This is a genomic window from Pseudomonas sp. FG13, from assembly GCF_057809755.1.
The window spans coordinates 56,634-69,023 of the sequence record NZ_JBMDKO010000019.1 but is presented as its reverse complement, the minus strand read 5'-3'; the positions used below and the strand labels follow the sequence as shown (position 1 = coordinate 69,023).

Sequence of the window (12,390 nt, the reverse complement as noted above, 5' to 3'; positions counted from 1 at the left end):
GCTGGTTAACGTGACCACGACTTCACACACCACCCACGTTTCAAAGGAACCTGAACATGACACACATGAAAAAACTGCTGCTGGCTTTCACTGTGCTGGGTGCCAGCGCCATGGCCCATGCCGATGACAACTTCGCCAGCCTGACCCTTGGCCAAACCAGCGACAAGGTCAAGAAGTCCAGTGCCCTGGACCAGGCGCTGAACAATCCGAACGCCGACGGCGTGATCGGCAAGGACACCACCTATGGCCTGCGCCTGGGCAAGCAGAACGACCAGGGCCGCTACTACGCCACTTACGACAACGTTTCAGGGACCCACAACGGCATCAAGTTGCGCCAGGAAAACCTGCTGGGCAGCTACGACCTGTTCTACCCCGTCACTGGCAGCACCAAACTGTTCGGCGGTGCGACGGCGGGCCTGACCAAAGTCACCCAGGACTCCCCCGGCTTCAGTCGCGACAGCGACATCGGTTTCACGGCAGGCCTGCAGGGCGGCGTCCTGCAACAAATTTCGCAGAACACCTCGGTGGAACTGGGTTACCGTTACCTGCGCAGCAACGCCAGCACCGAGATGAGCCCCCACGGCGGCGACAAGGTGGGGTCGCTGGACCTGACCAGCAGTGCCCAGACCTACCTGTCCGCCAACTACACGTTCTAAGCGGTCGGAGGGTGAGCGTGTCCCGCCGGATCGGCCCAAGACGATCCGGCGGCTTTCGTTGCGCTGCACAGCATCGGATTGTCTGATTTGCCTGGAGAGAGGCTCCATGAAGTTACTGGTCGTCGAAGACGAAGCGCTGTTGCGCCATCACCTGCAAACCCGTCTCACCGACAGCGGCCATGTGGTGCAGGCCGTCGCCAATGCCGAGGAGGCGCTGTACCAGGTCGCGGAATTCAACCACGACCTGGCGGTGATCGACCTTGGTCTGCCCGGGATCAGCGGCCTGGAGCTGATCCGCCGGCTGCGTGCCCAGGACAAGACCTTTCCGATCCTGATCCTCACCGCCCGTGGCAACTGGCAGGACAAGGTCGAAGGCCTGGCCGCCGGGGCCGATGACTACGTGGTCAAGCCGTTCCAGTTCGAGGAACTGGAGGCCCGGCTGAATGCCCTGTTGCGCCGTTCCAGTGGTTTTACCCAGTCGACCATCGTCGCCGGTCCGTTGCTGTTGGACCTCAACCGCAAGCAAGCCTCCCTCGACGAGGAGCCCCTGGCACTGACGGCCTACGAATACCGCATCCTCGAGTACCTGATGCGCCATCACCAGCAGGTGGTGGCCAAGGACCGCCTGATGGAGCAGCTGTATCCCGATGACGACGAGCGCGACCCCAATGTCATCGAAGTCCTGGTCGGGCGCCTGCGCCGTAAACTCGAAGCCCCCTCCGGCTTCAAACCGATCGATACCGTGCGTGGCCTGGGCTACCTGTTCAACGAGCGCTGCCAGTGATTCGTTCTCTGCGGCTGCGGTTGATGCTGGCCGCCACGATCCTGGCGGTGTTGTTCATGCTGGCACTGCTGCCTGCCATGCAAGGCGCGTTCAGCCTGGCGTTGCAGGAATCCATCCAGCAACGCCTGGCCTCGGACGTGACCACGCTGATTTCCGCCGCCCGGGTGGAAAACAATCACCTGAAGATGCCGGCACAGTTGCCCGACGAACGTTTCAATCTCGCCGACGCCCGTCTGCTGGGTTACATCTATGATCGTGACGGGAAACTGGTATGGCGGTCGAAGGCGACCCGGGAAGAAAACATCAACTACACGCCTCGCTATGACGGCCAGGGCAATGAGTTTGCTCGCATTCGCGAGCAGAGCGGCGAGGAGTTCTTTGTCTATGACGTCGAGATCAAGTTGCTCGCCGGCCAGAACGCGGCGTTCAGCATCGTCACCTTGCAGCCGGTGCGCGATTACGAAGTGACCCTGCAGGGGTTGCGGGACAAGCTCTACCTGGGGTTCGGGGCGGCGCTGGCGGTGTTGCTGGCGTTGCTGTGGATCGGTCTGACCTGGGGGCTGCGGGCGTTGCGCCGCCTGAGTCAGGAGCTGGATGAAATCGAAGGCGGCACGCGGGAGAGCCTCAGTACCGAGCATCCCCGGGAACTGCTGCGCCTGACCGGCTCTCTCAACCGACTGTTGTACAGCGAGCGGGAGCAGCGCAGCCGCTATCGCGACTCCCTCGACGACCTGGCCCACAGCTTGAAGACGCCGTTGGCGGTGTTGCAGGGTGTCAGTGAAGACATGGCCCGACGCCCTGAAGACCGTGGGCAGGCCTGGGTGCTGCAAACCCAGATCGAGCGCATGAGCCAGCAGATCGGCTACCAGTTGCAGCGGGCCAGCTTGCGCAAGAGTGGGCTGGTGCGCCATCAGGTGCGCCTGCGACCGGTGCTGCAAAGTCTCTGCGACACCCTGGACAAGGTCTATCGCGATAAACGGGTCAACGTCCGTTTCGACCTGCCGGAGCACTGCCAGGTGCCGATCGAGCAGGGCGCCTTGCTCGAGATGCTCGGCAACCTGCTGGAGAATGCCTATCGGCTGTGCCTGGGCGAAGTGTGCGTCAGCGTGCACCAGACCCTCGGCGGGATCGAGCTGTGCGTCGAGGATGACGGGCCGGGCGTGCCGCCGGACCAGCGTGCGCGGATTCTGCAGCGCGGCGAGCGGCTGGACCGCCAGCATCCGGGACAGGGGATTGGCCTGGCGGTGGTCAAGGACATCATCGAGAGCTATGGCGCACGCTTGACCCTAGGGGATTCGGAGCTGGGTGGGGCGGCGTTCAGGGTGCTGTTTCCGGTGGTTTGACGGGAGTGGAGGCAGACCTGTGACTCGAATGTTCATCAATCCTGTGGGAGCAAGGCTTGCCCGCGATGGCGTCCTTGAAATTGTCATCGCGGGCAAGCCTTGCTCCCACAGGGATGTCATAGACCGGGCTATTACTCAGTTCTCCTGCTCCCGATAAGCCCCTGGGGTCAGCCCCGTCCATTTCTTGAATGCCCGGTGGAACGCCGACGGCTCCGAGAACCCCAACTGCTCGGCGATCTGCTGCAACGACAGGTCCGCGCGTCCCAAGTGGTAGATGGCGATATCCCGCCGCAGGTGATCCTTGAGCTCCTGGAAGCTGGTGCCTTCCTCCCGCAGATGGCGGCGCAGGGTCTGGGGGCTCAGGTGCAGGTGATTGGCGGCAGCCTCCAGGTCCGGCCAGCGTGCGGTATCGCGGCCGAGCAACCGACGCAGTTGGCTGCTCAGGCTGTGGCCATCGTCCGGACGCGAGAGCAGATCGGCGGGGGAGTGCTCGAGAAAACGCTTGAGGGTCCGTTCGTCCTGAAGCAACGGCATGTCCAGGTAGCGGCTGTGGAACAGCAGGCCGCTGTGTTGCGCCTCGAACGCCAGCGGACAGGGGAACAGCAAATCGTACTCGGCGCCATGGGCGGGCCTGGCATAACTGAAGCTGGCCTGCTCCAGGGCGATTCGCTGACCTATCAGCCAACTGGCGAGGCGATGCCATACCACCAGCAGGCTTTCGGCGAGGAAATGATCCGGGTCCCACAATGCCGAATCGTTCAGCACCAGGCGCACCCGTTCGCCTTCGGCGACCAGTGTCAGGTCCGGGGCGTCGGGGAACAGGCGGTAGAACAACAGCCCACGTTGGAGAGCCTTGCCCAGGGTCCGGCAGTGGATCAGCGTATGGCACATCATGGCGAACGTCCCGGGTTTACTCGGGGCGCTGCCAAATCCAAGGTATTCATCACCCAATGCCAGCCACAGCGATTGCAACAGACGGGCGAACTGCTCCGGCGCGATACGCGCGCGGGGTTCGTCCAACAGCTCAGGGCTGATGCCCAGTTGTTGCAGCAGGGGAAGAGCGTCGAATCCCTGCCGACGTGCGCCGCCCAAGGCTGCGCGGGCAAAGTGACTGGCGATCGTGCGTTGGCGCATGGCATCAATCCGTTCGATAAGCGACCGATGGTAGCAGGGAGCTCCATCGCGACAAGGCGGATATCCGCCAAATCCTGGAACAGGAATCAAGCTGTTGGCGGAAATCCGCCATCTTATACGCTATCGTTCAACCTTTGATTAGTCATAAAACCTGTCTGCCATGGCGGCTGTAGGGCATTTCTGAGAAATGGCACGGGCTTTGCGATGCGTTACGTAGGTCTGCCCCTGTGCAGCCGACAAAACAAATCCCTCCAGTGCAGGAGGGTTCGCAAAGTTGAGGTGTCGTGGACAACAGATGGATGTTGTCACACGGGACGCTTGAGGAAGGTTTGCCATGACGACTCGTCAGCCCTTGTACAAATCCCTGTATTTCCAGGTGATCGTTGCCATTGCCATCGGTATTTTGCTCGGTCACTTCTACCCGCAGACCGGTGTGGCCCTCAAACCGTTCGGTGACGGGTTCATCAAACTGATCAAAATGGTCATCGCCCCAATCATCTTCTGTACTGTTGTCAGCGGTATCGCCGGCATGCAGAACATGAAGTCGGTGGGCAAGACCGGCGGCTACGCGCTGCTGTACTTCGAAATCGTCTCCACCATCGCCCTGCTGATCGGCCTGGTCGTGGTCAACGTCGTGCAACCGGGCAACGGCATGCACATCGACGTGACGACCCTGGACACCAGCAAGATCGCCGGCTTCATTTCGGCTGGTAAAGACCAGAGCATCATCGCCTTCATCCTCAACGTGATCCCGAACACCATCGTCGGCGCATTCGCCAACGGCGACATCCTGCAAGTGCTGATGTTCTCGGTGCTCTTCGGTTTCGCCCTGCATCGCCTGGGCGCCTATGGCAAGCCGGTGCTGGATTTCATCGATCGCTTCGCCCACGTGATGTTCATCATCATCAACATGATCATGAAGCTGGCTCCCCTGGGGGCGTTCGGTGCCATGGCGTTCACCATCGGCGCCTACGGCGTGGGTTCGCTGGTGCAGTTGGGTCAGCTGATGATCTGCTTCTACATCACCTGCGTCGTGTTCGTGCTGGTGGTGCTGGGCGCCATCTGCCGCGCTCACGGTTTCAGCGTCATCAAGCTGGTCCGCTACATCCGTGAAGAGCTGCTGATCGTACTGGGTACTTCCTCGTCGGAATCGGCTCTGCCACGCATGCTGATCAAGATGGAACGCCTGGGGGCCAAGAAGTCGGTCGTAGGCCTGGTCATCCCGACAGGTTACTCGTTCAACCTCGACGGTACTTCGATCTACCTGACCATGGCTGCGGTGTTCATCGCCCAGGCCACCGACACCCCGATGGACCTGACTCACCAGATCACCCTGCTGGCCGTGCTGTTGCTGTCCTCCAAGGGTGCTGCTGGCGTGACCGGTAGCGGCTTCATCGTACTGGCGGCCACCCTGTCGGCCGTAGGCACCCTGCCGGTCGCCGGCCTGGCGCTGATCCTGGGTATCGACCGCTTCATGTCCGAAGCCCGCGCCCTGACCAACCTGGTGGGCAACGCCGTTGCCACCATCGTGGTTGCCAAGTGGGTCAAGGAGCTGGATGAGGAGCAGTTGCAGACCGAGCTGGCTTCCGGCGGTCGCGGTATCTCCGACGTCCGTGAAGACGACGAGCAGATCGCTGCGGCTCAAATTGCGGCCGCTGAAACCTCTGCGCCAGGCGCGGTGAGGTAATCATCAGGCAGCCATGAAAAAACCCGCTTCGGCGGGTTTTTTCATGGGCACTTTCTAGAGGTTGGCTAAATCCCCTCGCCACAACAGAGGTGCGCAAGTCTTGAGCGCATTGGTCATCCCAAACGACACCTGCGGTAATTGCCCCGCCGCCAGCGCCTGCCTAGTCTTTGCTCATCATCCTGCGGAGACCTTTCATGCAAGGCCCATTGGCATCGCTCAAGGTTCTGGATTTCTCGACCCTGCTACCCGGTCCGTTCGCCTCGCTGCTGCTGGCGGACATGGGCGCCGAGGTGCTGCGCATCGAATCACCGACCCGCCCGGACCTGCTACGGGTTCTGCCGCCCCATGACCGGGGTGTTTCCGCCAGCCATGCCTACCTCAATCGCAACAAGCGCAGCCTGGCCCTGGACCTCAAGCAACCGGAGGCGCTCGAGGTGATCAAGCGGTTGCTGGCCGACTACGACATTCTGCTGGAGCAGTTCCGTCCCGGCGTGATGGAGCGACTGGGGCTCGGGTATGAGGCGTTGAGGTCCATCAATCCCCGGCTCATCTATGTGTCGATCACCGGTTACGGCCAGACCGGCCCCTACAGGGACCGCGCCGGGCATGACATCAACTACCTGGCCCTGACAGGGCTGGCCAGCCATACCGGGCGTGCCGACAGCGGTCCGCTGCCGCTGGGCATCCAGGCGGCGGACATCGCCGGTGGGTCGCTGCACGGAGTGATCGGGTTGTTGGCGGCGGTGATTGCCCGTCAGCAGAGTGGGCAGGGCCAATACCTGGATGTGAGCATGGCCGATTGCGTGTTCAGCCTGAACGCTCTGGCGGGCGCCGGTTACCTGGCCAGCGGTGTCGAACCCGGCTGGGAAAAGCACCTGCTCAATGGCGGCAGCTTCTATGACTATTACCGCACCCGGGATGGCCGCTGGATGTCGGTGGGCAGTCTGGAACCGGCCTTCATGCAAGCGTTGTGTGAGGTCCTGGGGCGGCCGGAACTGGCCACTCACGGGCTGTCACCCGAGCCCGAGCGACAGCAGATGCTCAAGCAGGCCCTGCAAGCCGAGTTCGAAAAGCATGACTGCGCCGAACTCTGCCGGTTGTTTGCCGATATCGATGCCTGCGTCGAGCCGGTGCTGAGCCTGGAAGAAGCGCTCGGGCATCCGCAATTGCAGGCCAGGGCAGTGGTCACCCAAGTGCCTCGCGGCGATGGTTCGAGTCAGGCGCAGATGGCTTGCCCGTTGAAGTTCTCGGAAGGCTTGCCCGAGCCCCGGCATATTGGTGCCGGGCTGGGGGCGCATACGGATCAGGTGTTGGCGGAGTTGGGGTTCAGTGCCGAGCGGATTGCTCGACTGCGGGAGGGCAGGGTGGTTGTGTAGTGGTGTTGCCGGCCTCATCGCGAGCAGGCTCGCTCCCACATTGGCTCTGTGGGCGCTGCACCCCCTCTGTGGTAGCGAGCCTGCTCGCGATGAGGCCGGCCCAGGCACCCCAGATCCCGCTACTCCACCCGCGTCTCCCCGCTGAACACCAATGTCCCGCGACAACTGCGACACAGATACCGCCGTCCCTGGCGCACCAGGCTATGGCGCTGGGCCGAGAACGGGAAATCGCTGCCTTCGCAGGGGCATTTGTAGATGTAGCGGGTGACGCTGCGGCGTTTGATTTCGTAGGTATGGCAGCGGTTGGGCGGCAGTTCGTACACCCCGCGCATGATCAGTTGCCATTCTTCGCCATGGGGCTGGATGCGTTCGCCAAACAATTGATGGGCGATCAGGTGCGCGACTTCGTGGGCGACGGTCTGCTTGAGGAAGTCCTCGGCATTTTCCCGGTACAGCTGCGGATTGAAGCGCAGCAGGTTTTCATGCAAATGCGCGACACCGGCTTTCTGGCCACGCAATTTGAAGCTGACCACCGGGCGTTTGAAAGGACGTTTGAAAAAGGATTCGGCTTGTTGGTAACACTCTTCGACGCGGGTATTGAGTTGCTCGAGCATGCTTTACGGGTCTCCAGAAACCCGAGTATGCCGCAAGCGTCGGCCGTTGCGAATCGCTCAGGTGCCCAGCGGTCGTCTCACCGTCAGACATAGGAAGGCCGCCTTGCGGCGGCCTGTGTCGGCAGACCCTGTTTTTTTAGGAGAGCCTTGGTTTTTCAGTTGGTATAGACCGGGCCGACGCCCAACCCCCAGACAATCACTGTGAACGCCATGATGGCAACCAGCACCACCAGGCCGACGGCAAGTACCGAACTGGAAAACAGGAAGCCTTCGTCCTGGGGAATATTCATGAAGGTCGGCAAGCCCACATACAACAGGTAGACCGTGTAGCAGATCGCCGCCGTACCCACGATCATTCCCAGCCACATGTGGGGATAGAGCGCTGCCAGGCCGCCGATGAACAGGGGGGTGGCGGTGTAGGTGGCGAACGCGACGCAACGGGCCAGGCTCGGGTTGGCGTCATAGGTGCGGGCCATCCAGTGGATGAACGCACCCATCACCGCGACACCGCCCAGCATGGCCAGGTAGGACATGATGGTCATCCACAGTGCGCTTTCATGGGTGAGCATGACCGGGGCACGATTGCCTATGACCCATCCTACCTGCGTCGTGCCGATAAACGCCGATACAGCGGGAATCGCCGCCAGGATCAGCGTGTGGGTGAGGTACATGTGGCTGATGCTTTCCTCCTGATCGCCACGGATGTCTTTCCATTCTTGATCAGGGTGGGTAAAGAGCCCCACGACATGATGGATCATAGTCAGTCACTCCTTTGTTATTGCCATCGCCCCCCAACGGAGCGCCTACGGGCCAAATGGCCAAGTAAGTTAAGGTCTGAATATGTGTGCGACCTTATGACGCAGTATAGAAAGGACTCATCCCGAGGGGGATGGGGGGCTTAGAGCAAATCGCGCTGTAGGTGGGCGGATTAATCGCCGATAGGTCTGTGTACACAGTCTTGAAACGGGTGAATAACCCTGTGGCGAGGGGATTTAGCGAAACGTCGCACCGCCCCGCTGGGGTGCGAAGCAGCCCCTACGTTCGGCCTGCTCCACCGTTGGTTGCATTGAGATATTGGGGCCGCTACACGCCCCAGCGGGGATAAATCCCCTCGCCACAACAGGGGTGTGCCAGCCTCTTCGCCGCAGGCCTGTTTTTGCGTAAAATGCCGGCCCTTCGTCACACCTCACGGATTTCGCGTCATGGGCACTCTTACGGTCAACCAGAACAAACTGCAAAAGCGCCTGCGCCGCCTGGCTGGTGAGGCGGTTGCCGATTTCAACATGATTGAAGACGGCGACAAGGTCATGGTCTGCCTGTCCGGTGGCAAGGACAGCTACACCATGCTCGATGTGCTGATGCACCTGCAGAAGGTTGCGCCGATCAAGTTCGACATCGTCGCGGTGAACATGGACCAGAAGCAGCCGGGGTTCCCCGAAGATGTGCTGCCGACGTACCTCAAGTCGCTGGGCGTGGAGTACCACATCGTCGAGAAAGACACCTACTCGGTGGTCAAGGAACTGATTCCAGAAGGCAAGACCACCTGTTCGCTGTGCTCACGCCTGCGTCGCGGCACGCTCTACACCTTCGCCGACGAGATCGGCGCAACCAAGATGGCCCTGGGGCATCACCGCGACGACATCGTCGAGACGTTCTTCCTGAACATGTTCTTCAACGGCTCGCTCAAGGCCATGCCGCCCAAGCTGCGCGCCGATGACGGGCGCAACGTGGTGATCCGCCCGCTGGCCTATTGCAGCGAGAAAGACATCCAGGCCTATTCGGATCTCAAGCAATTCCCGATCATCCCCTGCAACCTGTGCGGTTCCCAGGAGAACCTGCAGCGCCAGGTGGTCAAGGAGATGCTTCAGGACTGGGAACGCAAGACGCCAGGCCGTACCGAGAGCATCTTCCGTGGTTTGCAGAACGTCGTTCCCTCGCAGTTGGCGGACCGTAACCTGTTCGACTTTACCAACCTGCGTATCGACGAAAGCGCTGCTTCGCGCTTCGTCAACGTGGTGAACCTCTGACCCGCTACACCGGACCCAAGGAGCAGGAATGCGCGATTACAAGTGGCTGCATGAATACTGCCTGAACCGCTTTGGTTCGACGGCTGAACTGGAAGCCCACCTGCCTGTTCCCAAGACCCCGGCGCAACTGCGCAAGATCGGTGATGACCGTTACCTCTCGACCATGTCGCTGCGGATCTTCCGCGCCGGGCTCAAGCACAGCCTGGTGGATGCCAAGTGGCCGGCGTTCGAGGAAGTGTTCTTCAAGTTCGATCCGGAAAAAGTCGTGCTGATGAGTGCCGAGCACCTGGAGCGGCTGATGCAGGATGCGCGGATCATCCGGCACCTGGGCAAGCTCAAGAGCGTGCCCCGCAACGCGCAACTGATAGTGGACGTGGCCCATGAAAAAGGCAGCTTCGGCGCGCTGGTCGCCGACTGGCCGGTGACCGACATCGTTGGCCTGTGGACCTACCTGAAAAAGCATGGCCATCAACTGGGCGGTCTGTCGGCTCCGTACTTTTTACGGATGATGGGCAAGGACACCTTCGTGACCAGCTACGACGTCGTGGCGGCGCTCAATGCCCAGGGCATCATCGACAAGGTCCCCACCAGCCTGCGGGACCTGGCGACGGTGCAGAATGCCTTCAACCAGTGGCATGAAGAGAGTGGCGGGCGGCCGATGAGCCATATTTCGAAGATGCTGGCGTATACCGTGAATCATTGAGACCGAGTCGGATCCATCGCGAGCAGGCTCGCTCCCACAGGGGATTTTCGGTGTTCATAAATCCAGTGTGGGAGCGAGCCTGCTCGCGATAGCGGTCTATCAGGCGACGGAGATGTCTCCCTCGCCAGCCAACCGCCGGTTCAACTGAAACCGCCAGCGCACATACAACAACGCCGAACAGAACACCGCCACGCTCGCCAGCATCTCCAACACGCCGAACAGTTGCCGGTTCGGGTCATAGGCCGCCAATGCGCCCTTGATGAAATACAGGTTCACCACGAAGCACATCCATGAATGGCCGCGAGCGCTGCCGGTGAGCATCCCGGGTGCCAATATCAAAAGCGGCACCAACTCGATCAGCAGGATCACCCAGGGCCGTGCGCCGTGCAGATCGGCGATCAGCAGGTAATACACGCTGAGCACCCCCACCAGGCCGAAAAAACACAGCAGACTGAGGACGCGGGCGATGCGTACGCGCGGCTCCAGCCATTGGATGGAGGGCAGGATCTTCGGCTTTTTAGCCACGGCCGCTCTCCAGCAATTGTGCGGTTTTCGCCAGGCGCGAACCCAGGGCCCGGCACAGGGCGACTTCATGCTCGTTCAAGCCGCTTTTACCGTCACTCCCGGCGTGATGGCTCGGCCCGTAAGGCGTGCCGCCGCCCTCGGTATCGATCAGGGCCGACTCGCTGTAGGGCAGGCCGGTGATCAGCATGCCGTGGTGCAACAGCGGCAGCATCATCGACAGCAGGGTGGTTTCCTGGCCGCCGTGCAGGCTCGCGGTGGAGGTGAACACCCCAGCCGGCTTGCCCACCAGGGCACCGGTCAGCCACAGGTTGCTGGTGCCGTCGAGAAAGTACTTGAGCGGCGCGGCCATGTTGCCGAAACGGGTCGGGCTGCCCAGGGCCAGGCCGGCACAATTCTTCAGATCGTCGAGGGTGGCGTACAGCGGACCCTGCTCGGGGATGTCCGGGGCCACCGCTTCGCACTCGGTGGAAATCGCCGGCACCGTGCGCAACCTGGCTTCCAGCCCGGCCTGTTCGATGCCGCGGGCGATCTGCCGGGCCATTTCGTTAGTGGAGCCACTGCGGCTGTAATACAACACCAGGATGTACGGTGTGCTCACGGCAGGATCTCCAGGATTTTCTCCGGCGGACGGCCGATCACGGCTTTGTCGGTGGTTTCGAGAATCGGCCGTTCCATCAGTTTCGGGTGGGCGGCAATGGCGGCGATCAATTGCGCCTGGCTCAGGCTTTCGTCGGCCAGGTTCAGGCTGGTGTATTCGTCTTCGCCGGTACGCAGCAGTTGCCGGGCCGTGATGCCGAGCTTGCCCAGCAACCGTTCGAGCTGCGCTGCATCGAGCGGCGTCTCCAGGTAGCGGACCACGGTGGGCGTCAGGCCGCGGGCCTCCAACAGTTCCAGCGCACCGCGGGATTTAGAGCAGCGCGGGTTGTGATAAAGCGTCAGATCGGTCATGAGCGGGTCGCATCTTGCGTAAGGTGGCGGCTATTCTACTGTGCCACGATGGGTCGTGGCAGCGTTCACATTCAGACAAGGATTGGCACATGGCAAGGCGATTGACGGCGGCACTGGCATTTATTGGCATTCTGTTGCTCGCCGGTTGCGGAAACGACTACGGAGTCGACCAGAACGGCCAGGCGATTGCCTCGCAACGGCTGGACAAGCAGTGGCTGGTCATCAACTACTGGGCCGAATGGTGCGCGCCGTGCCGCACCGAGATCCCGGAACTCAATGCCTTGGCCGAACAGCTCAAGGGACGCGGTGTCGGTGTGTTCGGAGTCAATTTCGATCAGGTGCAAGGCGAGGAGCTCAAGAGCGCCAGCGACAAGATGGGTATCCGGTTCACCGTGCTGGCCCGGGATCCGGCCGAGATCTTCGACCTGCCGCGCAGCGAAGGGTTGCCGGTGACCTACATCATCGACAACGAGGGCAAGGTGCGCGAGCAATTGCTGGGCGAGCAGACGGCGGCGGGGGTGATGGCGAAGCTTGAGGCGTTGCAGGCGCTTAAATAGCACTTTGTGATGAGGAGGTTGTGAGGGCTGTTGTGG

Annotated in this window: 14 protein-coding genes; 8 read left to right on the top strand and 6 right to left on the bottom strand. The window is 61.5% G+C overall.

The features are described 5' to 3' along the window. Positions 1-56 precede the first annotated feature (56 nt). The 3 genes from ACODTO_RS16705 to ACODTO_RS16695 all read left to right on the top strand — a co-directional run bounded on the left by ACODTO_RS16705 (position 57) and on the right by ACODTO_RS16695 (position 2,783). Positions 57-656: an outer membrane beta-barrel protein gene (locus ACODTO_RS16705; protein WP_047701062.1), complete on the top strand. Its 600-nt coding sequence runs from the start codon at positions 57-59 to the stop codon at positions 654-656. Positions 657-762: 106 nt separating this feature from the next. Further along, positions 763-1,440 (top strand): response regulator, encoded by a 678-nt coding sequence (locus tag ACODTO_RS16700; protein WP_139647890.1) that lies wholly within the window; start codon positions 763-765, stop codon positions 1,438-1,440. Next, positions 1,437-2,783, top strand: a complete 1,347-nt coding sequence (locus tag ACODTO_RS16695; RefSeq protein WP_175385792.1) for an ATP-binding protein — start codon at positions 1,437-1,439, stop codon at positions 2,781-2,783. The genes ACODTO_RS16700 and ACODTO_RS16695 overlap by 4 nt, the downstream gene beginning before the upstream one ends. 135 nt (positions 2,784-2,918) lie before the next feature. Here ACODTO_RS16695 and ACODTO_RS16690 read toward each other — a convergent pair whose 3' ends face one another. Next, the gene (locus ACODTO_RS16690) at positions 2,919-3,917 is read right to left on the bottom strand and encodes an AraC family transcriptional regulator (RefSeq protein WP_139647894.1); all 999 of its coding nucleotides are present in this window, start codon (positions 3,915-3,917) and stop codon (positions 2,919-2,921) included. Between the two features lie 334 nt (positions 3,918-4,251). On the opposite strand from ACODTO_RS16690, the gene ACODTO_RS16685 reads away from it, so the two are divergent. Next, positions 4,252-5,604, top strand: a complete 1,353-nt coding sequence (locus ACODTO_RS16685; protein ID WP_139647896.1) for a dicarboxylate/amino acid:cation symporter — start codon at positions 4,252-4,254, stop codon at positions 5,602-5,604. A gap of 194 nt (positions 5,605-5,798) precedes the next feature. Further along, positions 5,799-6,980, top strand: a complete 1,182-nt coding sequence (locus ACODTO_RS16680) for a CaiB/BaiF CoA transferase family protein (RefSeq protein ID WP_489106742.1) — start codon at positions 5,799-5,801, stop codon at positions 6,978-6,980. Positions 6,981-7,099: 119 nt separating this feature from the next. Here ACODTO_RS16680 and ACODTO_RS16675 read toward each other — a convergent pair whose 3' ends face one another. Together ACODTO_RS16675 and ACODTO_RS16670 are read right to left on the bottom strand one after the other, a co-directional pair. Next, positions 7,100-7,594 carry a SprT family zinc-dependent metalloprotease gene (locus ACODTO_RS16675; protein WP_139647900.1) on the bottom strand — a complete coding sequence of 165 codons (495 nt, stop codon included), beginning with the start codon at positions 7,592-7,594 and terminating at the stop codon, positions 7,100-7,102. A gap of 155 nt (positions 7,595-7,749) precedes the next feature. Beyond that, the gene (locus ACODTO_RS16670; RefSeq protein WP_139647902.1) at positions 7,750-8,352 is read right to left on the bottom strand and encodes a Yip1 family protein; all 603 of its coding nucleotides are present in this window, start codon (positions 8,350-8,352) and stop codon (positions 7,750-7,752) included. Between the two features lie 444 nt (positions 8,353-8,796). On the opposite strand from ACODTO_RS16670, the gene ttcA reads away from it, so the two are divergent. Together ttcA and ACODTO_RS16660 are read left to right on the top strand one after the other, a co-directional pair. Then, positions 8,797-9,621: a tRNA 2-thiocytidine(32) synthetase TtcA gene (ttcA, locus tag ACODTO_RS16665; RefSeq protein WP_139647904.1), complete on the top strand. Its 825-nt coding sequence runs from the start codon at positions 8,797-8,799 to the stop codon at positions 9,619-9,621. 28 nt (positions 9,622-9,649) lie between these two features. Then, positions 9,650-10,324: a DNA-3-methyladenine glycosylase I gene (locus ACODTO_RS16660; RefSeq protein ID WP_139647905.1), complete on the top strand. Its 675-nt coding sequence runs from the start codon at positions 9,650-9,652 to the stop codon at positions 10,322-10,324. Positions 10,325-10,423: 99 nt separating this feature from the next. Here the strand turns inward: ACODTO_RS16660 and ACODTO_RS16655 are convergent, their stop codons facing one another. The 3 genes from ACODTO_RS16655 to arsC are packed head-to-tail and all read right to left on the bottom strand — an operon-like array spanning position 10,424 to position 11,797. Continuing rightward, complete coding sequence (locus tag ACODTO_RS16655; protein WP_139647907.1) at positions 10,424-10,849, bottom strand: DUF2069 domain-containing protein; 426 nt, start codon at positions 10,847-10,849, stop codon at positions 10,424-10,426. Next, entirely contained in the window at positions 10,842-11,447 is a 606-nt protein-coding gene (gene wrbA / locus ACODTO_RS16650) for an NAD(P)H:quinone oxidoreductase (RefSeq protein WP_041020225.1), read from the bottom strand. Before wrbA ends, ACODTO_RS16655 begins: the two co-directional genes overlap by 8 nt. Beyond that, positions 11,444-11,797, bottom strand: coding sequence for an arsenate reductase (glutaredoxin) (arsC, locus tag ACODTO_RS16645; RefSeq protein WP_175363120.1), 354 nt, complete (start codon positions 11,795-11,797; stop codon positions 11,444-11,446). The genes wrbA and arsC overlap by 4 nt, the downstream gene beginning before the upstream one ends. An 89-nt stretch (positions 11,798-11,886) precedes the next feature. Between arsC and ACODTO_RS16640 the strand changes: the two genes are divergently transcribed. Continuing rightward, positions 11,887-12,354: a TlpA disulfide reductase family protein gene (locus ACODTO_RS16640; RefSeq protein WP_139647911.1), complete on the top strand. Its 468-nt coding sequence runs from the start codon at positions 11,887-11,889 to the stop codon at positions 12,352-12,354. The last annotated feature ends 36 nt before the right edge of the window (positions 12,355-12,390 follow it).